The 21,838-nt window shown below is 59.4% G+C and carries 24 protein-coding genes and 2 tRNA genes; 7 read left to right on the plus strand and 19 right to left on the minus strand.

What is annotated here, in order from left to right; genetic code table 11:
- The first annotated feature begins 5 nt into the window (after window positions 1–5).
- The 3 genes from JI721_RS08930 (at window position 6) to JI721_RS08940 (ending at window position 3,406) form a co-directional block, all read left to right on the plus strand.
- Window positions 6–908 (plus strand): FAD:protein FMN transferase, encoded by a 903-nt coding sequence (locus JI721_RS08930; RefSeq protein WP_274454532.1) that lies wholly within the window; start codon window positions 6–8, stop codon window positions 906–908.
- Complete coding sequence (locus JI721_RS08935; RefSeq protein WP_274454533.1) at window positions 884–1,756, plus strand: RnfABCDGE type electron transport complex subunit D; 873 nt, start codon at window positions 884–886, stop codon at window positions 1,754–1,756. The genes JI721_RS08930 and JI721_RS08935 overlap by 25 nt, the downstream gene beginning before the upstream one ends.
- A 159-nt stretch (window positions 1,757–1,915) precedes the next feature.
- Window positions 1,916–3,406 carry an APC family permease gene (locus JI721_RS08940; protein WP_274454535.1) on the plus strand — a complete coding sequence of 497 codons (1,491 nt, stop codon included), beginning with the start codon at window positions 1,916–1,918 and terminating at the stop codon, window positions 3,404–3,406.
- Between the two features lie 40 nt (window positions 3,407–3,446).
- Here JI721_RS08940 and JI721_RS08945 read toward each other — a convergent pair whose 3' ends face one another.
- On the minus strand, window positions 3,447–3,704 hold the full coding sequence (locus tag JI721_RS08945) for a DUF4031 domain-containing protein (RefSeq protein WP_274454536.1): 258 nt from the start codon (window positions 3,702–3,704) through the stop codon (window positions 3,447–3,449).
- A 133-nt stretch (window positions 3,705–3,837) separates the two neighbouring features.
- Here JI721_RS08945 and JI721_RS08950 point away from each other — a divergent pair, with 133 nt between their 5' ends.
- On the plus strand, window positions 3,838–4,107 hold the full coding sequence (locus JI721_RS08950) for a YciI family protein (protein ID WP_274454538.1): 270 nt from the start codon (window positions 3,838–3,840) through the stop codon (window positions 4,105–4,107).
- Window positions 4,108–4,120: 13 nt separating this feature from the next.
- Here the strand turns inward: JI721_RS08950 and JI721_RS08955 are convergent, their stop codons facing one another.
- Both JI721_RS08955 and JI721_RS08960 read right to left on the minus strand, forming a co-directional pair.
- A complete protein-coding gene (locus JI721_RS08955; protein WP_274454539.1) occupies window positions 4,121–4,801 on the minus strand; it encodes a uracil-DNA glycosylase family protein in 681 nt (226 codons plus the stop codon).
- A gap of 19 nt (window positions 4,802–4,820) precedes the next feature.
- Window positions 4,821–5,039: a type II toxin-antitoxin system HicB family antitoxin gene (locus tag JI721_RS08960; protein WP_274454540.1), complete on the minus strand. Its 219-nt coding sequence runs from the start codon at window positions 5,037–5,039 to the stop codon at window positions 4,821–4,823.
- Window positions 5,040–5,313: 274 nt separating this feature from the next.
- On the opposite strand from JI721_RS08960, the gene JI721_RS08965 reads away from it, so the two are divergent.
- Complete coding sequence (locus JI721_RS08965; RefSeq protein ID WP_274454541.1) at window positions 5,314–5,934, plus strand: Rieske (2Fe-2S) protein; 621 nt, start codon at window positions 5,314–5,316, stop codon at window positions 5,932–5,934.
- Window positions 5,935–6,000: 66 nt separating this feature from the next.
- The gene (locus JI721_RS08970; protein WP_274454543.1) at window positions 6,001–6,750 is read left to right on the plus strand and encodes a transglycosylase domain-containing protein; all 750 of its coding nucleotides are present in this window, start codon (window positions 6,001–6,003) and stop codon (window positions 6,748–6,750) included.
- Here the strand turns inward: JI721_RS08970 and JI721_RS08975 are convergent.
- The 12 genes from JI721_RS08975 to JI721_RS09030 form a co-directional block, all read right to left on the minus strand.
- Window positions 6,734–7,645, minus strand: a complete 912-nt coding sequence (locus JI721_RS08975; protein ID WP_274454544.1) for a L,D-transpeptidase family protein — start codon at window positions 7,643–7,645, stop codon at window positions 6,734–6,736. The two genes, JI721_RS08970 and JI721_RS08975, sit on opposite strands and share 17 nt — an antisense overlap.
- A 90-nt stretch (window positions 7,646–7,735) precedes the next feature.
- Entirely contained in the window at window positions 7,736–9,028 is a 1,293-nt protein-coding gene (locus JI721_RS08980; RefSeq protein WP_274454545.1) for an MFS transporter, read from the minus strand.
- A gap of 184 nt (window positions 9,029–9,212) precedes the next feature.
- Window positions 9,213–9,674, minus strand: coding sequence for a DUF420 domain-containing protein (locus tag JI721_RS08985; protein ID WP_274454546.1), 462 nt, complete (start codon window positions 9,672–9,674; stop codon window positions 9,213–9,215).
- A 370-nt stretch (window positions 9,675–10,044) separates the two neighbouring features.
- Complete coding sequence (locus JI721_RS08990; protein ID WP_274454547.1) at window positions 10,045–10,467, minus strand: CoA-binding protein; 423 nt, start codon at window positions 10,465–10,467, stop codon at window positions 10,045–10,047.
- Between the two features lie 123 nt (window positions 10,468–10,590).
- On the minus strand, window positions 10,591–10,758 hold the full coding sequence (locus tag JI721_RS08995) for a hypothetical protein (RefSeq protein WP_274454548.1): 168 nt from the start codon (window positions 10,756–10,758) through the stop codon (window positions 10,591–10,593).
- A gap of 18 nt (window positions 10,759–10,776) precedes the next feature.
- Window positions 10,777–11,298, minus strand: coding sequence for a hypothetical protein (locus tag JI721_RS09000; RefSeq protein WP_274454549.1), 522 nt, complete (start codon window positions 11,296–11,298; stop codon window positions 10,777–10,779).
- Between the two features lie 56 nt (window positions 11,299–11,354).
- Window positions 11,355–12,182 carry a hypothetical protein gene (locus JI721_RS09005; RefSeq protein ID WP_274454550.1) on the minus strand — a complete coding sequence of 276 codons (828 nt, stop codon included), beginning with the start codon at window positions 12,180–12,182 and terminating at the stop codon, window positions 11,355–11,357.
- A gap of 46 nt (window positions 12,183–12,228) precedes the next feature.
- Window positions 12,229–12,753: a hypothetical protein gene (locus JI721_RS09010; RefSeq protein ID WP_274454551.1), complete on the minus strand. Its 525-nt coding sequence runs from the start codon at window positions 12,751–12,753 to the stop codon at window positions 12,229–12,231.
- Window positions 12,754–12,756: 3 nt separating this feature from the next.
- Entirely contained in the window at window positions 12,757–13,257 is a 501-nt protein-coding gene (locus tag JI721_RS09015; protein WP_274454552.1) for a hypothetical protein, read from the minus strand.
- Window positions 13,258–13,272: 15 nt separating this feature from the next.
- Complete coding sequence (locus JI721_RS09020; protein ID WP_274454553.1) at window positions 13,273–15,822, minus strand: AMP-binding protein; 2,550 nt, start codon at window positions 15,820–15,822, stop codon at window positions 13,273–13,275.
- 419 nt (window positions 15,823–16,241) lie between these two features.
- The gene (locus JI721_RS09025) at window positions 16,242–16,868 is read right to left on the minus strand and encodes a Maf family protein (protein WP_274454554.1); all 627 of its coding nucleotides are present in this window, start codon (window positions 16,866–16,868) and stop codon (window positions 16,242–16,244) included.
- 114 nt (window positions 16,869–16,982) lie between these two features.
- On the minus strand, window positions 16,983–18,113 hold the full coding sequence (locus tag JI721_RS09030) for an esterase/lipase family protein (RefSeq protein ID WP_274454555.1): 1,131 nt from the start codon (window positions 18,111–18,113) through the stop codon (window positions 16,983–16,985).
- 204 nt (window positions 18,114–18,317) lie between these two features.
- Here JI721_RS09030 and JI721_RS09035 point away from each other — a divergent pair, with 204 nt between their 5' ends.
- Entirely contained in the window at window positions 18,318–19,304 is a 987-nt protein-coding gene (locus tag JI721_RS09035; protein ID WP_274454556.1) for a cation diffusion facilitator family transporter, read from the plus strand.
- Between the two features lie 65 nt (window positions 19,305–19,369).
- Here the strand turns inward: JI721_RS09035 and JI721_RS09040 are convergent, their stop codons facing one another.
- The 4 genes from JI721_RS09040 to JI721_RS09055 all read right to left on the minus strand — a co-directional run bounded on the left by JI721_RS09040 (window position 19,370) and on the right by JI721_RS09055 (window position 21,783).
- Complete coding sequence (locus tag JI721_RS09040) at window positions 19,370–20,320, minus strand: GGDEF domain-containing protein (RefSeq protein ID WP_274454557.1); 951 nt, start codon at window positions 20,318–20,320, stop codon at window positions 19,370–19,372.
- Window positions 20,321–20,658: 338 nt separating this feature from the next.
- Window positions 20,659–20,734: transfer RNA gene (locus JI721_RS09045), tRNA-Pro, on the minus strand.
- A 43-nt stretch (window positions 20,735–20,777) separates the two neighbouring features.
- Window positions 20,778–21,590 carry an SGNH/GDSL hydrolase family protein gene (locus JI721_RS09050; protein ID WP_274454558.1) on the minus strand — a complete coding sequence of 271 codons (813 nt, stop codon included), beginning with the start codon at window positions 21,588–21,590 and terminating at the stop codon, window positions 20,778–20,780.
- A gap of 117 nt (window positions 21,591–21,707) precedes the next feature.
- Window positions 21,708–21,783, minus strand: a tRNA-Pro gene (locus JI721_RS09055).
- Window positions 21,784–21,838 lie beyond the last annotated feature (55 nt).

Here is a 21,838-nt window from a genome sequence, read left to right on the forward strand (position 1 = left end):
TTTGTATGGGAACGCAGGTCCATCTATCCGTCGTGGGGCGGACCCAGGCGACTGCGGAAGAAGCGCTGATGCACGCCTTTCAGGTCATCCGGCAGGTCGAATCCTGTTGCAGCCGGTTCGACCGGACCAGTGAACTTGCACAGTTGTGCCGCGTCGTCGGGCAGCCGGTCGCGGTCAGTGACATTCTGTTTGAGGCCGTCCGCTTCGCCGTCGAAGTCGCCGCGCTGACGCAAGGGCACTTTGACCCGACCGTCGGCCGCGCGATGGAATTGGCCGGATTCAACCAACATTATCTGACGGCCGAACGCGTGAACACAGAACTAGGTGAAGGGGAGCAGGTCAGTTACCGGGACGTGAGGGTCGATGAAGAAGCACGAACCGTTTGCCTCACCAAGCCCATGGTGCTGGATATAGGCGCGGTTGCCAAAGGGCTGGGGGTTGATCTCGCCGCACAAGTTCTTCGGTCGTACGCCTTTCAGGGGTTCACCATCGACGCGGGAGGTGACTTGTACGTTGCGGGTACCAACGCGCGCGATGAGCCCTGGCGGGTTGGAATTCGGCACCCAGTCCATCGGGAGGAGTCCATCCTGACGCTGCGGCTCACGGATGCAGCCGTTTGCACTTCCGGCAGCTATGAACGCATCAGCCCGGTGCATGCGGGTACGCACCACATTCTGGACCCCGTTGCGCACCAGTCTCCAAAAGAACTTGTCAGTCTCACGGCAATTGGCTCGTTTGCCATGATGGCGGATGCGTTTTCTACGGCTGGCTTTGTGCTTGGCTGGGAACAAGGACGTGCGCTGCTCGCGTCCGTCGACTTGGAAGCGGTCGCGATTACGAATCAATTGGCGGTGCATATGACGCCGGGAGTGGAGGGGTACGTGTGGGAAAACACCATCGACCGTTGAACCACCCGCCTCAGGGACGGGTGCGCAGATTTCTCAGCACGCCGAAAGGATACGTACTGGCCACACTGCTCGCGCTCATGGTGATTGGGGCGGTGTACAAGCCTGACCGGCCGGGAGTGATTCATGTCGGTGCTGCCCTCGCGACAGCGCTGGTCGTGGACCTGGTGGTCAGCGTCGTGCGGAGACACCAGCGGTGGCTGTCGGATGGCGGCGCGGTGACAGGCATCATCGTCGGATTGATTCTCAGTCCGTCGGCGCATGTATCCGTCGTCGTTCTGACAACTGCCGTCGCGGTTTTGTCCAAGCACGTCCTGAAATCCGGACGCAAGCCGATTTTCAACCCTGCGGCGGTTGGGCTGCTGGTTGCCACGTTCGCCTTTTCCGTTGGCCAGAGCTGGTGGGGAGACCTGGCGGACCTGCCTGTGTGGTGTGTCGTGTTGCTGCTGGCAGCGGGGTACCTCGTCGTTCATCGCGTCAACAAGTTTCCGCAGGTACTCAGTTTTTTGGGCACCTATTTTGTCCTGCTCACCATCACAGGGTACCTGCAGTGGGGACATGCCGCGTATTCTCCAGGGGATGCGCTGCGTACACCGCTCATCAGTTGTGCTTTGTTCATGGCGTTCTTCATGTTGACGGATCCACCCACGTCGCCTGCCAAATACGGCGACCAGGTGTGGTTCGGCGTGATTGCAGCGGTGATTGGAACGGGGGTGTACCTCCTGTTCGGCGGTCTCACCTATCTCCTGATTGGCCTGCTGGCGGCGAATGGGTGGAAGGCTTGGCGAGGACGACGGACGTCGAAACCCAAGCGGGTCAACGAGCCGATGCAAGCGGCGCAGATTTCGTAACGCTTGCTGCCGGTGCTTTTGCATCCTCGGCGAAACCTGGGACAACGGCCTCGCATTCCTGTTCGGGTGATCGATTGCGCACCATTTCTCTATTGAGTTTCTTGCTGATTGCTGTATATTTATGCGTTGTAGTAGGAAGCGTCAAGGAGGCTGGGGGCCGTGTCGAATCGCAATGACAATGAACCGTCCGTGGGAGGAACGCCTGTGGAGGCAGTGGAGCGGACCACGGAATACGCGCTGGAGCAGCGAAGCCGGCTGAAAAAGGTGCTTCGACCGCGCGACCTCATTTTGTTTGCGACCTCGGGGATCATCGGGATCGATACGATTGCGCAATCATCCGTGAACGGTGTTCAAACGATTTTCTGGGTCATCTTTTCTTGCGTTTTCTTCGCCATCCCATATGCGCTGATCGCGGCGGAAATGGGTTCCACCTACGTGAAAAACGGCGGTTTGTATGTCTGGATTAAGGAAGCCTACCATCCTTACGTCGCCAGCCTGCTCACGTTTATGTACTGGATTAGCAATCCCATCTGGATGGCCAGCCTCGCGGTGGAGGCTGTCAGTGTGATGGAGGGGCTCGCAGGGGTCAAGTGGTCCACCCTGACCGAGTGGATCATCGCGCTGCTGCTCATCTGGATGGTGGCGCTGCTGGAGATTACCTATCTGAACGTCGGCAAGTGGCTGCCGAACATCGGCGCGATCATCAAGGTGCTGCTGCTGGTATGCGTGGGGGCGCTCGCCATCGGCATGACCATCACGGCTGGACATGCAGCAAACTCCTTTGCCTTCTCGCAATTCCTGCCAACCAAGGCGGTGGCCGTGTCCTACTTGCCTGTTCTCATGTACCAGTGGCAGGGCTTTGAGTTACAGTCCAATGCGGCTCAGGAGATGGTGAACCCGAAACGGGACGTGCCCGTCGCCATCCTGTGGTCCGCGATTTTGTCTGCTTGCGCGTACATTCTGGGGGTCCTCGGGCTGCTGCTCGTGATTCCCTTGAAGCAGATGTCGAATGTCAGCGGCCTGTACGACGCCTTCCACACCATTCTGCCGAACTCGCCGCTGACCGGCGTGTTTGCGGTCCTCATCATCATCGGACTGCTGGCCAGCGGGACAACCTGGCTGCTGGGGGTTGACCGCGCGTTCGCGGCGAGCGGATACGACGGGAACATTCCGCGTTTTCTGGGACACTACCACAAGCGGTTTGGCACACCGGACACGGTGGCCATTGTCGGGGCGTGCGTATCCACGCTGTTTCTGACGATGCAGTTGTTCCTGCAGGGCAGCCTGGGCGCCGCCTACCAAATCCTCCTGTACATGGCCGTACTTGCGGGAACCGCGCCGTACCTGTTCATGTTTCCGGCACTGCTCATCTTCCGCTACCGGTATCCGAACATCAAGCGCCCGTACCAAATTCCGGGCGGCATGGTCGGCGCCTGGATTTGTGTCATCATCGGGCTTTTGTGGATCGTACCGTCGTTCGTCTTCTCGTTTCTGCCGAGCGGCCTGAAGACGAAACCTGCAACGGTCGGGCAGATCGCGCTGGGCGTCCTGATTGCCCTGGCGATTTCCACCATCCTGTACTGGCTGGCGGCGCCGCAGCGGCGCGGGCAAGTGAAGGTTTCGCTGGTGGACGAGACCGATACGGTTTGACGGGCTGAAATGCTGTCTGAACCGCTTCCGGCCGCAGGGCCTATTTCCGGCGGCGCGGCAAGCGGTTCTGCAAATACGGGGCTTCGCGGAGAATCAAGACGAGCTCACGCGAAGACGTTCGAACCGCGCCCGCGGCCAGGGCTCGTTCGCGTGCCCAATCGGTCAGCAGGTCGTAGTGCGGGTGGCGTGGTGAATTGTGCAGCCAGGAAGGCTTTAAGCCCGCGCGCCGCAAGGCGAAGTCGTGGAGTTCTTCCAGACTTTCGGATGAAATGAGGTGGATGCCGTCCGTGTAAATCATGCCGTTAGTATACCACCAAGGGCCGCCTTGGCCGTACCCCCCTCGTCGACGACGGCGGGGTTTGGTATGCTTTGGGTATGCAAACGCTGACGCAGCGCCAGACGTGCGTTCGCCAAAGGAGACCAGAGAAACGATGAAATATGTAGCCTTGTTGACCATTGTCGACCCGGAACTGAATCAGCGCGTGCGGCCAGACCACCTGAAGTACATCAGCGACTTGTACGAGCAGGGCAAGGTTGTGATGGCGGGCCCGTTCACAGATGGCAAAGGCGGCATGGTGGTCTATGAGTGCGACAGCGAAGCGCAGGCCAGCGAACTGGCCAACGCCGACCCCGTGGTGAAGGCCGGCGCTCGCACCCTGGAACTTCGCGCTTGGCAGGCGCTCGACCTGCCCGTTCGTTGACCCCTCGTGGGTCTCAGCTCGGCAGCGGCTCCCGCGAGACGTCGGCCAATGCCGCTTGAACGCGCTGGATGACCGGGGCGTAGACGGCGCGATCCCACGCGTTGTACGACGGGTGCGGCACGCCGTGAATCACCGTCCAGTTTGGACGGTGAACGGCCGCCAGGCGATAAAACTTTTGTGCAAACCGGCCGCAGGGGACGAATACGCAGTCGCGATTTGTTAAAGCCAGCAGCTTGCTGCGCAAGGATGCCGCGAGGAACGCCTGGACGGCATTGACGGCGTCGTCGCGATACACGTCCTGCTGGTTGCTGGTGCGAAGCGTCCCCATGGCGCGCAGCCAGTCTGCGTAGGCCTGCCGCACGGCAGGGTCCGGGTACGCCGCGCTTTGCAGCGGCACGTTACAGACATTCATCAGACCGATCCGGCTCAGCCGTGGACGATTGACCTGGTCGTCCACGTTTTTCTTGACCAGCCGGCCCAGCGGGAATTTCGCGTAATCGTCTCCGAACAGGTGCCTGGTCATGGTCGCCCCCGACGGACCGGATACGGGCGCCCCGTACTTCAGTTCCTGGACATGCGGAGACTCCAGGATGAAAATCAGCCGTGCGGCCGGATGGAGGATGTCATGCACCGCGTAATCCCGCAGCAGGGCTGCCATCACCTGTTCGAAGCGTTCTACCGTCGGTTCCTGCATCGCCACCATCTCCACCTCACTAGAACTGGACAGTGCGGATTTCGGGCAGCGTGAACGGGCGCCCTTCGCGTTCGCGCTCCTCCAGAAACTGCTTGATAAACTTGCGCGCGTCGGTAAACGCGTGTTCCTTGTTTTGACGCAGAATCTGGCACGGAGGGATTTCTGCGCAGGTCGCCAGGTACATGCCGTCGGGCATGGGGTACAGCGTGATGTGCAACTCCAGTTTCTGTTCTGCCATGGGTCGTCACCTCGTTGTGTTTTCAGTATTATCATAGCATCCCATGCGCAGGTTGTCCGATCCGGTGTCTTGAGGGACTTGAGCGGTCTTTCGGTGAATTTCCACATTTGTTTGTGAAATCCCTTGCATTCTGCGGGGGCATTCCATGATACTATAAAATTCAGAGACAAATCTGAATGACGGACCCGCGCATTCGCAATCATGAATTTCTTGGTATTCTATTCTGTTTTCTGAGCAGGGACAGTATGAACGGGGAGCAGAAGGAGGTATCACGATGGCGGATCAAAACCAAGCGCCCTTCGAACACGATCCGACGCCCATTGATGTCGAACAGAAAGGGTTGACGAGGCGGCAGTTTTTGACTTACGCGCTGGGCGGCACCGGTGCCTTTATGGGTACGCTGATTGCCGCGCCACTGGTGGTCAGTGCATTTGATCCGTTACACCGCGCCGCTGCGGGCAGCGGCTATTCCAAGACGAACTGGAAGGTGACCGATTTCAACGAAAAGCTGCCGACGCACGTGACGTTTCAGCAGCACATTGACGACGCGTGGAATTCGTCCAACCAGCCGAACGACGTGTATGTGATCATCTACCAGAAGAAGCTGATGATCATGTCGCACGTGTGCACGCACCTGGGCTGCCACGTGGATGGTTCGGAGCAGAACAACAAGTCTGTGGCCCCGCAGTACGGTGGTGGGAAGTACTGGTTTCATTGTCCGTGCCACGGAAGTATGTACAATATATACGGTGTCAATTCACCGACATCGCCCGCGCCGCGGCCGCTCGACCTGTATACATACCGAATCAACAACGGCTACGTGGAAGTAGGGACGAATTTCCAGCGCACAGACGCGACGTGGGATGTGAACCCGAACCCGCCCATCTCGGATTGAGCAGCTTTGTTCGAGATCGGCCGCCGGCAGCGGCCGATTTGCTATGTCTGGAAAGCAGGTGCCAGCATGTTTCGACTTCTCAAGTGGTTCATCTCATTCGCCGGCATAATTGCTGTCCTGTGTGTGATTCTGTTCGGTGCGATGGATGTCTATTTTCACAAGGTCAACCGAATCGACGAACGGGTCCGTGACATCATCATGACGCGCGCAGCAGCGCGCCACGAGACGTTTTTGTCGTACGACCAAATCCCTGTTACGTTCCGCGACGCAGTCATTGCGACTGAGGACCGTCGTTTCTACTCGGACCCAGGGATTGACCCCATTGGGATTGTCCGGTCCATCGTCGTGGATGTGCAGCGGGACGGGTATGTCGAAGGTGGGTCGACGATTACGCAGCAGTTGGTGGATGACGCCATGCTCGGTCAGCAAAAGACCCTCAAGCGAAAGCTCCTGCAAGCCTTCTACGCCATCGGTCTGTACGACACGATGAGCAAGCCCGAGGTCTTTGCGCTGTATGCCAATGATGTTTATTTTGGCAACGGAGCGTATGGGTTGAACAGCGCCGCGGAGCGATACTTTGGCCGTTCCCCGGCACAGTTGAACGAAGGTGAACTGACGATGCTGGCGGGCATTCCGAATGCGCCAAGTGTGTATGACCCGTATCACTCCATGCAATTGGCCCGCGAACGGCAGCAAATTGTGCTGGACAACATGGTCGATGACGGGATGATTTCCAGTGCCGAGGCCAAGCAGATTTTTGCGGAGCCGATTCGCCTGGTGGGCGCAGCCGGTTGGAACGCTACGTTTCGACCGTGACGAGCGTGCCGTACTGAATGTAGTGCCAGGCTTTGGCTGCCGCTGGCACAGGCAGTTCCGCGCACCCCAGACTCTGCGGGTACCCGTAGCTGGCCCGCACAAACCCGTGGATGGCATCCCCTCCATGAAAGTAATTCACATACGGTACGTTCGGGTCATTGTAGGGCTGGCCGTTTGGGTCTGTCCCTTTCATGTCCTGTGACACAAACCGTGCGTACACGGGCCAAGTGCCGATGGCCGTCGGACTGGCCGCGATTCCGGTGTTGGTTTCGGACGTCAGGACGATTTTTCCGTTTGACCACAGGGATAACATCTCTGGACTGGATTCCCGGATGGAAACGTAGCTGTAGCCAGCGGTGTCGACCTGGTGCCGGGCAGCGGCCTGCAGCAAGGCGCGCCAGACGTGCGGACCCGCGATGCCGTCCACGGCCAGCCCATGGTCGTGTTCGAAGGCCATTACCGCGCCTTCGGTGAGGACCGTGTAGGTGCCGGGATCCCAAAACGACCGCAGGCCGGAGGGCACGTCGGGATAGGCCCAGGTCCAATGGCCCGCCGGGGGACGGGCGAGGGCCGCGAGGCTGTTTGGCGCCGGGGCCGAGGCTGCGTCTGCGGGCTGCCAGCGGAGCGGGAGGTAGTGCGTGACGGCGAGCAGTTGCTGCAAGCGAAGCACGGCAGGCGACGTCGTGCCGAGCGAGAGGGTAGGATCAGCCGGCGGCTTGGGCTTTGGTTTTGACGCGGCTGGCGCAGAGGTCGCCGCGGTGGGGTGGTTCGGCGGCGCGGCTGCGTTGGCGGTGGCGGCGGAGGCAGGCGGGGACGCCAGGGGATGGGCACTGCCGCAGCCTGCGATGAGCCATGCGGATGCAATCGTACAAACGAGTACGCGGACAAAGCGCATCGGACATCTCCGCCTCTCCAGAGAACTCCTGCATCACCATCCTATTCACCACATGACAGATTTAGTGGTTGTCCGAACGGGAGAACGAAATTAGGACATGCTCTCTTCCAGGGCAGAGGGTGTCTGGGCTGGGGGACGCCGGATGTCCGGGTGCATCCAAGCCGAACATGCGCCGAGAAAGGCGAGTCCACCGGCCGTGGACAGCAGGCTGCCGACCGGCAGGACGGCGGCTGCGGCGCCAAACACAAGCTGGGACAGGGGAATGACGCCTTGAAACAGGGCGATGAGCAGCGCGTACATCCGCCCCAGCGCAGCGCTGGGCGTATCCTGCTGAATGCCGGTGAAATACGCGGTGTTCGTGATAATCATGAAAAAGCCAGAGACAAAGAAGAGCGCCGCAATGACCACCGGCTGGCGAAGAAACCCGATCGCGACGACACACAGCGCGGTAATCGACATGCAGATGATGGGCAGCCGCTCCCGGGGCCACAACCGGGACACGCGTGAGACGAAAAACCCGCCGGTGAGTTCGCCCGCAGCCAGGCAGGTGTTGAAGACGCCGACGATGAACGCCCCGTGGTTGGAGGCATCGTGCAGCGCATTCGCCACAAACTTGACGATGAGAAATTCGATCGCGGCAATCGGGAAGTTGTACATCAGGAGAAACGGCGTCAAAGCCTTGGCATACGGGATGGACAGATACACCCGCATGCCGGCCTGAATGTCCCCGTACAGGGCTTGCGGCTTCAACGAACCGCGGATGCGCGGCGGCTCAGCCGCGCGCAGGATGGTCAGCGACAGTGCAGACACCAGAAAGGTGCCGGCGTTGATGGAGAAGACGGTCGTCGTGCCGAACAGGCCAATCAACACGCCGCCGACCGCAGGGCCCAGGATTTCGGTTGTCTTCTGGCCGATGTTTTGCACGGAGTTTGCCTCAAGCAGCAAGTCGTTGGAGACAATCTCCTTCTGCAGAACCACGGTCGCTGGCCGAAAGACCGTGCCAGCGGCGGACAGGAGCAGATTAAATGCAATCAGCACCCACGGCAAGGTCCAGTGGTGCGTGGAGAGCAGTGTCAGCAAACCCAGCAGCGCGAACCGCACATAGTCTGTCACCAACATGGTGAGGCGTTTCGGCCAGCGGTCAACCAACACCCCGGCAATGGGGGCGAGCAGGATATTGGGGAGCAGCGCGGCCATCAATAAGACGGCCATCAGCAGGGCTGAATTGGATTGATGCCGCGTTTCCGTCTGCATGGTCCAAAGCATTGCAAGCGTGTACATACTGTTTCCGAACGCAGCAACCGTTTGTCCTGCGAAAAGGAATCCGAAATTACGATTGCGGAGAACGGCTGTGAATCGGCTCAATGGGACTCGCTCCGTCATATGGAATCAAAGGCAAATTCTCGTGAACGATTACAGATTCGGCAAACATCGCCGTTTCCCTGCCGTCGAGGACACAACCGTACGAGAATTCATAATTCCACGGGCAGACGCGCGGTTCGAGCCCAAGGCGGCGCAGGGCCTTGGGCGGACACCTATGTCGATCACGGCTGGAGCGAGCGCGAACCTAATGGCCCAGCCATGCGTGCAGGAGGCTCGTCGTATTTCCGGAGGGGTAAATCACATAGAGAAGCAGGTACACCATGGTGCCGGTCGCTGCCGTGACAAACCAGATGACGACCGTCCAAGGACCAATTTTCCGGTGCCTGCGAAAGTTGCGCCGAAAGGCAAAGGTCAGGGTGATGATGCCGAGCACCGCCGCGACCGTTGCGAGTATGGAGTGCGCCTGCAGGAAGGTATAGTACGCTGCGTGCCAGTTTTGCGGCCCGTCAAACGTGGCGTCTCCGATGAATATCGTACGGGCAACGTACAGAAGGAAGAACAGGACAGCCAGCACACTTCCGGTCAACATCAGGCGTTTGTGGACTTCCACGCGGCCGCGGCGGATGAAGTACCAGCCGACAGCCATAATCACCGCGCTTAGAAAAATACAGGCTTCATCGATATCAGGCAAAATTTGAACCCACATAGACCGTCGACTCCTTTTCCAACGCATGGCCTGTCCCGCGACAGGGGACGCAGGCGATGTTCGGCGGCAGTTCTATCCGACAATACCAACATTGTACCCTCGTCAGCAAGACAAACAAAACCACAGACGCCATCATAGATTAACATTCGGTGAATTCCGAGGCGTGTGAGGAAACCGGGCATGAAGTATGGTGCATCGCGATGGTGCACGAAAGGACGTGACAGGGTACGAAATGTGTGCGGCTAGGCCGTGGCATTGGGGGCGGACCAAACCGGCTCCACGCCTTGACGAGCGGCAGCGGAACCGGTGTGGTGGATACAAGACACAGGGCTGGTGGGATGGATGTCGTCCGTGAAGCGGGAGCGGACGGTTACATGGGCAGGTCAGACAACAGCCGGCGGTGCTCCTTCATAAAGCATTTGTCGGTGACTACCGTCAGGCCGGCCGCTTCTGCTTTCCGCACGGCTTCTGGGTGATGCGCGCCAGGTTGCAGCCACAGTGCTTTGGCACGCGCTTGAATCGCGGCGTCAGCGATGGCAGGGACATCTTCCGGGCTGGCGAACACATCTACCACGTCAATCGGCTCGCGGATGTCCGACAGGGATGCTTTCGCCTGGAAGCCGAGGACGGTCTTTTCCTGGTCGTTGATGGGGAACAAGCGGTATCCCTGCGATTGCTGGTACGAAGCAACCTCGTACGGGGCGGTACCGGGCCGGTCGGGCACGCCGATGACCGCGATGGTATGCGTATCTGCGAGTAGATTGGCAATTTCGTGATCGGACGAGAGTGGCAACGCAAATCGCTCCTTCCCATACCTTCAGACTCAGCCGTAGTATGAGTCACAGGCGCGATGCTTAGTCATGCGCCGCACCCCTGCAAGCGCTGGGTTCTGCTCGCCGCCGCAGCTTTGCGCCGCTCACAGCCACGTCAATGCGGCGATGCCAATGGCGAACAGGAAGGCACCGCCCGGAATCCACAGGATATGGACCCGTGCGCCCGGCTTGTGACGAACATCCGCATATACCGCGCGCACAATCCCATAGGCCATCATGGCAAACGAGATCAAGAGTACGATTGTAAACATGTACGCCGCCTCCAAACGTTACGGTAAAGCTTTCAAAATGGCCAGCCGGCCATTGACAGTGGAGATTTCTCGAATCGCCGTGCTCGTCAACGAGTTCAGCTGCCCGACTTGACGCGCTTCGGTTTGCGCCTGGCCCGCCGATGTCGTTGTCACGCCAAGGATGCCCTCGTTGATGGAGTTGAGCGCCGTCAACTGGGTACTGGCGCCCTTTGTCTCCTGGTTCAAGCTGGCCACCGTGTCTACAATCGACTGCTCGCTCTGGGCAATCGTTTGCAAGTGGTTGTTCATCGACACCAAGTCCCGAACCGTCTGCTCCTCCGCTTCTTCGATGTTGGCGAGCGCCGTGGTGGTGCTGGTGAGCGGGGTCAGCTCCTGGGACGTCTGTTTCGTGAGCCCGGTTGTCGTGACAATCGACTGGTCGATCGCGGCCATCGTATGGTTCATTTGCTGCTGCACTTTCGTCTGCTGGGCGAGGCTGTACAACGTCGTGCAAAGCCCCGCGAGCCCGAGGACGGTGAGCAGCACCTTGAGAAATTTCATCCGCCGTCTCCTCCTTTACACAGGATGCGCGTACCAAGGATGCGTGCCGCCGAGCATTACAGCAGATTCTTCAGGAGGTCCTGCAGCGGGTTGCTGTTCGACGACGAACCCGAACCAGACGACGGGGTCGAATTCGAAGCCTTCGAACTGGACCCGGCCGAGCTCGAACCACTGGCCGATCCCGACTTGGACGACGTCGATTTGCCGCCGCCTCCGGCGTTGGTCAACCCGCCTAACACGCTTGACAGTCCACCCGTGAGGGTTCCGGTGGTTTGCTTCCCCAGCAGGCTGGACAACAGGTTGTCGACCTGACCGAAGAGTTTAAATTCCTGCACGGAATCGTTCAACTGTGCGAGCATGCTGTCGAGCTGATTGCCGAGTTCGTTGGATTCCTGGTTGCTGGTTTGGAGCGCGCCGAGCAAACCTCGCAGCTGGTTCGCATTGGCCGCCACGACGCCTGTCAGCTGGCCTGTCTGGTCGGCTACTTGTCCGGTGGTATGGCTGAGCTGCGTTTCTTCCGTCAGGATTTGCTGCATCAGGTTCACCCCGTTTTCCGTCAGCTGTCTTTGCGTTTGCAGCGTCTGTTTGAGCTGTTCGCCTGTCGCAGCCTGCTTCTGGACGATGGCCTCCTCTTGCTCGAGTTGACCAAGCTGGCTTTGTGCTTCTTGGACTTGCGTGTCCAGGGCATGCGTGTGTTGCAGCATTTGGCCGACGGTCCCGTTCAAAGAGCCCACCAATGCGAAGATGTTCCCCTTTGCCAAGCCTGACCATGTTGATTTCGGCACCGCAGATACGGCGGCAACAATGGCTGCCAAAATCACCACGCCGCCGACGACACGCAGGCTTTTGTGGCGATGTTGCCCTGTTTGCACGACCGGGGTCATAGTGCTTCCTCCTCCACTGGCTTGAGTTCCAACCGATTCCGCGTGCTCAGGGGACCATCTTCGTCTTGGCATCCATTTGTTCGAGGTCCTGGTTGATGGCTTGTTCATCGGCAATCATGCCGTTCAGGTTGCCAATCACGTCGCCGTTCGTCTGCTTGAGGTTCCCCATGATGCCGGATAAGTCACTGCTCACCTTGTGCAGCGTGGTGAGTTCCTGGGTGGACTCGCCCACGGACCCGTCGATGTTCTTGACGGTGCTGCCAATGCTCGCGACGGTCGTGTTCAACGCCGCCAGACCTTGATTCATCTGTGCGCTGAGCGATTGAATCTGCGTCAGCGAGTCATTCATCTGCTGTGTCGCCTGCGACAAGGGCTTCAGGCCGGTCAGGCCGTTGTTGGTCTGCCCCGTGAGCGCCGCCGCCTTGGCGACGGTCGCGTGCAGCTGCTGGCTCTTGGCCGCCATGTCCCGCTGCAGACCTAATTGGATGAATGCGTTGACGCCCATGGCCATCAAGCACAGCACGGTGATGACTTGCGGCACAGCGATTCTCGCCACTTTTCCTTCCTTCATGTCTTACACCCCCGGTGTCTTTCTATTCATCGTGTCGGTGTCGGCCTTCAAGGCGTCCAAGTTGGCGCGGTCCTGCTGAATCACTTTATCGAGGGCCGAGACCGACTGACCGAGTGACGCTGTGGCTTTCTCGAGGCTGGTCAGGCCGCCAATGACCTTGCCCAACGCTTGTGCGCTGTTGGTACTGATGGCTTGCTGCTCGGTATTCAGCTTCAGCGTGTCCGCGTTGAGTTGGTCAATGCTGACAATGTTGCGGCGCGTGGCCGCTGCCGCTTGTTCCAGCGTCGCGATTTGGCTGCTCATTTGCTTCGTCGTCCTGAGCACCCCGGCAAGCGCGGCGTTCTTCTGGTTCACGGCCTGCTCGATGGACACCAGCTGGGCCGTCGTTCGCAGGCTCGTGTTCAGACCCTTGTCAACGCGCGCGAGTTCGAAGGTCGTCGTCATCAGGTCCGCCAAGATCCCGATGGTCACAATCATTGCGATGTAGTGCCCGATTTTGGACATACCGTCGACTCCTCTCTAAGGCATTTCGGAAGCGACCTGGTCAGCGTCCGACTTGGCCTTTGCCAGTTTGGTCGCGGAGTTCTGGTTGGACTGCACGAGCGCTGCGGCGAGGGTGGACAGTTGGCCGGCGGATTGAGACATTTGCTGAATCGATTGATTTTCCGTCTCCGCGTTCGCATCGATTTTCGACAAGTCTCCGGTCAGTGTCCCGGACAAGCCGCGCAGCTGCTGGCTCAGATTGACCTGCTTGCCGCTGAGATTCTGCAGTTGACCCAACAACACGCCCTGCTGCTGTGCGTTTGCCTTTAGGCCCTTCAGATTCGTGCCAAGCTGCCCTGTGATGCCCGCGAGGTTGTTCATCTGCTGCAGGTTCTGGACGATCTGATGATTGACAGAACTAATCTGGTTGTTTTTATCGCCGATGGCCGCGATTTGTCCGTTGAGGTTGGCGTCCTTGGCGACACGCGGGTTGAGCTGCAGCCTGCCTTCCGAAGCGGCCGTGGTGATGCCGGCCACGACGATGAGCAAAACCACCGCGCCAATCAGCAGTTTGGCTTTCCGGCGTTTCTTGGCGGGCGTGACAGCTGTTTCTGCCGTTTCTGTTGCATAGGACTGGGCACGCTCTGTGTCGCTCGCCGCTGCGGCGTTCTGCGGCGGCTGCGTGTTGTCGAACGCGCCGGGCACGATGGCGCCCGGCGGGATGGTACTGCCGCCCGGGTGTGCGCCGCCGGTGTCGTCGTGACCGCTGTCCTCAGGCGCTTCGGCAGCCACGGGGGCGGGAGACGTTGGGCGCGTCGTCTCCGCTGGCATCGGCTCGCTGCTCGAGACCGGAATGTAATCGGTACCTGCATACATCGCTTCAATCAAATGGCCGTACTTTTCACGGATGACTTTCATGCGGACCTTCAGCGAGGGCGTGATGTCACCGCCTTCGATGGTCAGGGGGTTGGGAATCAGTGCGATGCGCTTCGGCTGCTCAAACTCCGCGAACTTGCCGACCGCCTTCGCGACTTCCTGCTGCATCAGACGCCGCAGGTTCGGATTCGCGGTCCACGTCGACGGGTCGCCGGACAGCCCGAGTTCGCCCGCCATCGGCTGCAGCGCTTCGAAGTCCGGCACGATGAGCGCGGAGACGTACTTCAGGCCATCGCCGACGAGAATCGCTTCGGAGATGTAGGGGGAGAGCGCGATGGCGTTCTCGATAGGGAAGGGTGCGACGTTCTTCCCTGTAGCCAGCACGAGAATGTTTTTCTTCCGGTCGACAATCCGGACGTACCCGTCCGGCAGAATTTCCGCAATGTCCCCGGTGTGCAGCCAGCCGTCGGCGAGGGTCCGTGCGGTTTCCTCGGGTTGTTTGTAATAGCCCATCATGACGTTGGGTCCGCGCACCAGCAGCTCGCCGTCTTCCGCCAGTTTCACCTCAACCCCTGGAATGGGTTTTCCGACCGTGCCGGGGCGGCTCGCGCCGAATGGGTTCGCCGCGATGACGGGGGCCGCCTCCGTCATCCCGTACCCTTCGTAGACAGGGATGCCGGCTTTGATATAAAAGTGGGCGATCTCGCCGGCCAAGCCAGCCCCGCCGGAGACAACCGCGCGGATGCGGCCGCCCAGCCCTTCGCGCAGCTTTTTGAACACCAGTTTGTCTGCTGCCAGGAAGCTGAGGCCTGCGTTTTTCTGGCTTTGAATCGCCTTGGTGACCATACCTCGGATGGGCTTCGGGGCGTCTTCCAATTTGGCTCGTACGCCGGAATACACCTTCTCCAGGAGGCGGGGGACGGACACCAGAATGGTCGGCCGAATCTCCTTCAGGTTCTCCTGAATGTTGTCGATGCCTTCGGCGTATGCGACGGTCGCGCCAGTGGACAGTAAAGCGTATTCTTCAACAGTCCGTTCAAAGATGTGCGACAGCGGGAGGTAGGACAGCGAGACATCATCTGGTTCCACAGGCAGCACCGTGAGCGCCGCGTGGACGTTGCTGACGATGTTGCGGTGGCTGAGCATCACACCCTTCGGCAACCCGGAGGTGCCCGATGTGTGCACGATGGTCGCCAGCTGGTCGTCGGAAACGGCGTTGACGTCGATGGGCGGTGCGGTGTTGGTTGGCGCGCTGCCGATGGCCAGGAGGTCGGAAAAGGTGCTGATGCGGCCGTCGCCGGAACGGACGCGATCTTTCAGGAGAATCACACGCTCGAGTGGCTGTGCCCATACCTGCTGTATTTTTTGCAATTGTTCTGTGTTTTCCACGACTGCGACCGTCACGTCCGCATTCTGAAGGATAAAACCAACCTGGTCGGCAGGGAGGGTGGCAAAAATGGGCACGCTGACGGCACCCAGGCTGAGGACGGCAAAGTCAGTAATCACCCATTCCGGGCAGTTCTCCGACAGAATGGCAACCTTGTCACCCGATTTGACACCGCTTGCATAAAGGCCCGCTGCAAGCTGGGTAATATAATCCCACAGCTGCCGATAGCTGATGGTCCGCCACTGTCCGTTCTGTTTGTAGCGCATGGCTTCTTTATTGTCGAATTTGGTTACGCTCGTGTAGAGCAGTTCGACCAAGTTCATCTTGGCGATGCCCCCTTCCGTTTTCGTACCTGTTAAAATTCTTCGTGAATACCACCTGTTTTTTGTCAGCCAAGTTCAGAGATATTTCACAGGATATTCGACCTTTGATGACCATGGGCTTGACAAAGACCCCAAATTGCCGGCCTCCAAGCGAATTAGGCTGCGATCGCGTTGACTGTACGGTCGACCAGTTGCCCAGACGCCCATCCGGATGCGCGCGTTTTCGAAGTGCAAATGGGGTTCGGGCACCCTTGTGTTTAGTGATATATACGCAGCGCGCAGGGACATCTTTCGTGGGCGGAATACGCAAATCGCGCCCGGACCATCGGTCCGAGCGCATCATTCGACAAATGGGGCGGATTGATCAGATCAACTTCCGCGACCGGCGGCGTACGGAGGCTCGTCCACGCGGCGGGGGGTCAGTAGACAAGGACATCGTGTGCTGCCAGCATGTCGGAGAGCAGGGCAAGGGGCAGCCCAACGACCGTAAAGTAGTCGCCTTCGATTTGACGCACCAAGGTTGCGCCGAAGCCCTGAATGGCGTAGGCGCCAGCCTTGTCCATCGGCTCTCCGGTTGCGATGTACCGGTCGATTTGCACAGGTGTCAGCGGCCGCATCGTGACCGTCGTGCGGCTGTGCGCCGTTTGGAACGTACCGGCAGGAAGGGCGGCGATGCACAGACCCGTGTAGACGTCATGCGTCCGACCCTGCAGGCGCTGCAGCATGTGCGCGGCATGATCGCGATCGGCCGGCTTACCCAGAATCTCCCCGTCGACCACCACAATGGTATCCGCGCCAATCACCAGCACGCGGTTTGCCGCATCCGCCTGGTCCTGGAGCGCCGGCACCACAGTGCGCGCCTTGCGCTCCGCCAGCGCTTCCACGATGGCGCCCGGGGGCTGGTTGTGTGAGATGGATTCGTCTGCCTGGCTTGGCACGACGGTGAACGTCAGGCCGAGGGTTCGAAGCAGTTCCGACCGCCTTGGCGATCCTGACGCCAGCACCAGTGCTGGCTGCGGATGGGTCGCTGCCGACTTCGTTTGCATCAAGGTCACTCCACGAATCAAAATGAGACACGGATTTCACGGTCCGTTTGAAGATTTGTACCTTTCTTCGGATAGTCCCAATGTCTCATCCCTTTTCCCAGATGTCAAACGGGTTTATCGGACAGGCTGCGCGTACACATACGCGCCCAGCGGCGGTTCGCTCTGTGTGTGCGGGTAGGTGGCCATGACCGTCCCTGCGGTCGACAGGTAGTTCAGGTATTCGGGCAGGAACGTCGACGGGTCGACGCCAGGCATATACAGGGACGTGCAAACGGTCGGTGAGATGCGGGACGGGTCGGCTGGGCCCGCGTGCGTGAAGGCGTCCATGGCCAGCGCATAGGCCACCGGGTCAATGCTGCCCATCGCGAGGTGATCGGAGACGTCGGCAGGGCAGATGGATTGCACTGCGATGTTGCGGATTGCGCCTTGTCCGGTGTGAAGCGATGAACTGCCGGCCGCGTCGAGGTTGGGGAACACCACTTCATCCGCGCGGCTGTAAATGACCGTGTAGGAGATGCCTGCGAACGTCTCCGCACCGCTGTTCAGGGCTTGCAGAAAGTGTGAATCCGTCTGCTGCTGCCACACGGCTGGTGCGCACCCGACGGTGCAGGCGGCGTCGGCATCCAGGGTCCCGTGGTTGGACGGGTCAATGGCGACGAAGTCATCGACGTCCTTGCGCGTGTCCGGCCAGAACCGGAGTGCCCAGCGCGGCGCCATGCCGCCCTGGCTGTAGCCGAGGATGTCCACCTTGCGGCCGGAGAGTGCGGAGATGTGACGAATGGCGTAGACGATGTACTCGCCCGCAGTCTGGATATCGGACATTTCGTGGTTCGGCAGGGTGACGGCACACCAGGGAATGCTCTGCTGCGTGAAGGCGCGTTCATAGTTCCAGGAAAAATTGACGTCCGGGGTCATCGTGGTGCCTGCGACGAGGAGGACCGGGTTTTGCCGGGCGTTCGGCACGTTGGCTGTGCAGGTCAGGCTGGACTGAAGCTGCTTGACAGGGACCGTCAACGCCGGGCCGGGGCGGTCGAGCGGCGCGTAAGGGCCCGTGGCAGCCGCCGTACCGGATGTGGATGACGATGCCGCAGCGGCCGTGGAACCACTTGGCGTAGAGCGACTCGGTGTGGAACTGCTCGGCGTGGTGGACGCGTGCAAACCGGGATCGGCCAAACCCATACACAGGACTGCCAGAAGAGACGCACTGACCAGTTTCCCCCAAAAACTTGCTGCTCGCTGTTTCACAACGGGACCCCCTTCGGGAATAGACTGCGTGTGGACTGACCGAGCGTGTTGTCTTCTATATCTATTCATTGTTTCTTTCGAAATTTTGACGGTCTTGCACGCCGCCGCTGTACGCCTTGCTGCGTCCCGGTCGGACGGCAGGTACACTTCCGTTCACGGCGTGATCTATAATGGCAGAAAGCATGAAATCAGCAGGGGGACGCCATGAGCAGCGTACACGGCCAGACACACAATCCTGCAAACCATTCGCACCACCACGACCATCATCATGGTGATCACGGTGTGTTTCACACCCATGCGCCCGCCGGACGGCTGCGCACCGCCTTTTGGTTGACGGTGCTCATCCTCCTCGTGGAAGTCGGGGGCGGACTGCTGTCGCACAGCCTGGCGCTCTTGTCGGACGCGGGTCATGTGCTGACTGATTTGGCCGCGATTGGGCTCTCCTGGTTTGCGCTGCGGCAGGCGGAGAAACCTTCGAACCGGCAGATGACCTTTGGTTATTATCGATCAGGCATTTTGGCGGCGCTGGTGAACGCCATTGCACTGTTGTTCATCACGCTTTGGATTCTCTACGAAGCCTACAATCGCTTCCTGCACCCAGCGCCGGTGGCGGCGAAGTGGATGTTTGTCAGCGCAGGCATCGGGCTGTGTATCAACCTGTACTTGGGACTTGGCATGCGGCACGAATCGGACTTGAATATCAAAAGCGCGGTGCTGCACATGCTGGGGGATGCGGCGGCTTCGGCCGGTGTCATCGTGGGCGGCATCGTGATCGTGCTGACCGGGTGGTCGGTGGTCGACCCGGCGCTCAGCGCGCTGATTGCTTTGTTCATCTCGTACGGTGCATGGCAGATTGTCAAACAGACGTCGGGGATTTTGATGGAAGGCACGCCAAAGGATGTGGATTTCGGCAAGGTCGTGGAGACCCTCAAAGCCATTCCGGGCGTGCACGACCTCCATGATGTGCACATTTGGTCGATTACCAGCGGCAAAAACGCGTTGTCCTGCCACATCACGCTCGACGGCGACATGACGATTCGGGACAGTCAGCAGATTCTGCGGGAGATGGAGCATCGGCTGATTCACATGGGCATTGGACACGTGACCATCCAAACGGAGGATGACGAACATCCGCACGAGGACTCGGAGTTGTGTGCTGCGGTGGAAGGGCACCCGCACGCCCATTCGTGAGGCGGGGCGCTGACAGACGGATGAACGCGCAAATCAACGCGCAAGTGGGCTGCGCGCGGATGGCTTTACCGGGCGACGCCCGCCTTCATCTGGTACAGCCGCTGGTCCGCTTTTCGATAGCAGGCGTCGAAGTCGAGCCCGTCCGGACCGAAGGCGGCTGCGCCGACACTGACCCGGATGCCTTCCTCGCGGTACCAGCCGATGACAATTTTGGCGGCGCGGTACACATCGCGTGCGCCCAGATGCGCCAGCAGCACAAACTCGTCTCCGCCAATGCGCGCGCAAATGCCGCCGCGGGCTTTGGTATTCGTCTGCAGGATGTCGCCGACCTTCGCAAGGAGTTCATCGCCTGCCTGGTGGCCGAATTCGTCATTGACTTGTTTGAACCGGTCGACGTCCAGGACGCACAGCATCAAAGGGGTGTCTTGCTGCGACTGGACGAGGTGATCGAATTCGCACAAAAACCCGCGCCGGTTCATCAGCCCGGTGAGCGGATCCCGCACGGACAGTTCCTCCGCCAGCCGACGCTGCAGGACCATTTCGATCACCATGGAGATGTGCGCCATGCAAAACGAGATGGCCTGGCTGTCGTCGAAATGGGCTGACTTCCGCGCCAGGACAAACACCCCGACAGGGGCGTCGTCAAAGTGCAGCAGCCAAATCCCCACCTGTCGAATCCCGTTGACGCGGTTGATTTCGGACCAAACCGACGGGAGTTCGTCCACGGAGAACCACTGCCGAAGTTTCAACTGGGATTGGAAGTGCATCGACTCGGCGATTCCTTTGCGCAGTTCGGCGTCCGGTGTGCTGTATCCCCACGACGTAAACCAGCGCAGCGGTTCACGCAGGTAGTCTGCTCCAGATGCACGCGGGTGCCGTTCGTAGTTCACGAAGCCGGCATCGACTTGAAACTGTGTGCGGAGAAACTCAATTGCTGCTTTTGCAACTTCGGAGCCTCTCTTGTATTTCGTCCATTCGCGAGAGGTGTTGAACAATGCTTCCAGGTGCTTGTCCATGCCCGGCTCCCCTTTTGGTCAACGTGGCACGGAAGCGGCCGTGCTGCTGACTCGCGCGTCCCGTGGTGTTGTCCTTTGACTTTTATACCACAGATGGAAGTACTTTGAAATGGGTTCGTTTTATCCTATGTACGAATCGGCGTGGCCGTCTCCTTGAATGGCATGGCCGTCAACGCTGGGTGTCAGGTCTGTCATGCTTGTTGTCATTATGGGAGAAAAAAATAACCTTCCATATGAAGGGGAAGGTGTCGGGCCATCTGAATCGCAGCCCGGCAGGCGGCTGCGTGTTTTTCTGGTGATCCAGACTGTCCGTGCTGGATGTGTCGCTCCTGTTTGATTGGTCGGAATGACAGGACTTGAACCTGCGACCTCACGGTCCCGAACCGTGCGCTCTACCACCTGAGCTACATTCCGAAGTGGCAACAGAGTTTACTATACCACGCGTGGAAAATGGGCGTCAACTGAGATGATTGACGAGTGTTCCTGTCTTCGCATGACCTGCCTCAAGGATGAGGTCCGCCATCAACTGCCCCGCGAGGGTGTGACCAGCTGTGTTTGGATGCCAGCTGTCGTATTCCAGGGACTTGATGTCGATGTTGTGCGACTTCAGATAAGCTTTCATCACGGTCAGCAAATCAAAGACGATGACACGGGAGCTGTGAAAGCTTTGGCCAGCGGCAATTTCCGTAGACACGTATTCTTGTTGGACATTGCTGTGCACACCGTAGGTCGATCCGGTCGTGGGCGGCGTGACGATCCACACATCCGCGCCAGCGGCCAGCGATTCGGAAATCTCCTGTTGAATCACCGCCTTCAGCTTTGGCAGCGGCGTATGCTTGGCTTCGTCGTCCAGAAGTCCCCAGGCGATGATCACGACTTTCGGCTTGTATTGCTTTAACAGCGTGGGGAAGCGCTGCTGCATCTGCACGGGTCCCCAGCCGCCCACAGATTGGTTCGAAAACGTGAAGTCGACACCCGACTGCTTTTCCAGGTCGTTCATCCCGCGTCCCAGGTACCCGTAGTGTTTCACCGAGTCCCCCCAGCCGGAAGCAGCCGACCCGCCGACGGCGATGATGGTCTGGTTCTTGAGGGAGGCTAAGTTGATGGTCGTCGGTTTCGGCTTGGACGCTGGTGAGGCTGTCTGATGGACCGTTGTGGAAGGAGAATCCTTCGGTGTCGAACCTGTTGAGCCACAGGCAGTCGTCATCCCCGCCGCCAAAATTGCAGCGAGTCCTGCAACGGACCATGCGGCAGCCTTGGTTTTTCTCATCCAGTGAACCTCCCGGTGTGCCTTGCATGTCGTGTGAAAACCATAAGCACCCTTTCACACGTGAAAGGGTGGCTCGATGCGGGAAACAGCCCGCCCTGCAAAGATGAAGCTGTCAAGTGGTCGGAATGACAGGACTTGAACCTGCGACCTCACGGTCCCGAACCGTGCGCTCTACCACCTGAGCTACATTCCGATGTCCATACCGCTCGCCGCGGCACATGGTACTATAGCACGTCTGCAAAATGTGC

It is taken from the genome of Alicyclobacillus cycloheptanicus, assembly GCF_028751525.1.
GTDB classification, from domain to species: domain Bacteria; phylum Bacillota; class Bacilli; order Alicyclobacillales; family Alicyclobacillaceae; genus Alicyclobacillus_L; species Alicyclobacillus_L cycloheptanicus.

Coding starts and splice junctions, on each gene's coding strand:
- JI721_RS08930 (WP_274454532.1), top strand. CDS start 6: ATGGGAACGCAGGTCCATCTATCCGTCGTGGGGCGGACCCAGGCGACT.
- JI721_RS08945 (WP_274454536.1), bottom strand. CDS start 3,704: ATGATTTACACGGACGGCATCCACCTCATTTCATCCGAAAGTCTGGAA.
- JI721_RS08950 (WP_274454538.1), top strand. CDS start 3,838: ATGAAATATGTAGCCTTGTTGACCATTGTCGACCCGGAACTGAATCAG.
- JI721_RS08955 (WP_274454539.1), bottom strand. CDS start 4,801: ATGCAGGAACCGACGGTAGAACGCTTCGAACAGGTGATGGCAGCCCTG.
- JI721_RS08960 (WP_274454540.1), bottom strand. CDS start 5,039: ATGGCAGAACAGAAACTGGAGTTGCACATCACGCTGTACCCCATGCCC.
- JI721_RS08965 (WP_274454541.1), top strand. CDS start 5,314: ATGGCGGATCAAAACCAAGCGCCCTTCGAACACGATCCGACGCCCATT.
- JI721_RS08970 (WP_274454543.1), top strand. CDS start 6,001: ATGTTTCGACTTCTCAAGTGGTTCATCTCATTCGCCGGCATAATTGCT.
- JI721_RS08975 (WP_274454544.1), bottom strand. CDS start 7,645: ATGCGCTTTGTCCGCGTACTCGTTTGTACGATTGCATCCGCATGGCTC.
- JI721_RS08980 (WP_274454545.1), bottom strand. CDS start 9,028: ATGACGGAGCGAGTCCCATTGAGCCGATTCACAGCCGTTCTCCGCAAT.
- JI721_RS08985 (WP_274454546.1), bottom strand. CDS start 9,674: ATGTGGGTTCAAATTTTGCCTGATATCGATGAAGCCTGTATTTTTCTA.
- JI721_RS08995 (WP_274454548.1), bottom strand. CDS start 10,758: ATGTTTACAATCGTACTCTTGATCTCGTTTGCCATGATGGCCTATGGG.
- JI721_RS09000 (WP_274454549.1), bottom strand. CDS start 11,298: ATGAAATTTCTCAAGGTGCTGCTCACCGTCCTCGGGCTCGCGGGGCTT.
- JI721_RS09005 (WP_274454550.1), bottom strand. CDS start 12,182: ATGACCCCGGTCGTGCAAACAGGGCAACATCGCCACAAAAGCCTGCGT.
- JI721_RS09010 (WP_274454551.1), bottom strand. CDS start 12,753: ATGAAGGAAGGAAAAGTGGCGAGAATCGCTGTGCCGCAAGTCATCACC.
- JI721_RS09015 (WP_274454552.1), bottom strand. CDS start 13,257: ATGTCCAAAATCGGGCACTACATCGCAATGATTGTGACCATCGGGATC.
- JI721_RS09020 (WP_274454553.1), bottom strand. CDS start 15,822: ATGAACTTGGTCGAACTGCTCTACACGAGCGTAACCAAATTCGACAAT.
- JI721_RS09025 (WP_274454554.1), bottom strand. CDS start 16,868: ATGCAAACGAAGTCGGCAGCGACCCATCCGCAGCCAGCACTGGTGCTG.
- JI721_RS09035 (WP_274454556.1), top strand. CDS start 18,318: ATGAGCAGCGTACACGGCCAGACACACAATCCTGCAAACCATTCGCAC.
- JI721_RS09040 (WP_274454557.1), bottom strand. CDS start 20,320: ATGGACAAGCACCTGGAAGCATTGTTCAACACCTCTCGCGAATGGACG.
- JI721_RS09050 (WP_274454558.1), bottom strand. CDS start 21,590: ATGAGAAAAACCAAGGCTGCCGCATGGTCCGTTGCAGGACTCGCTGCA.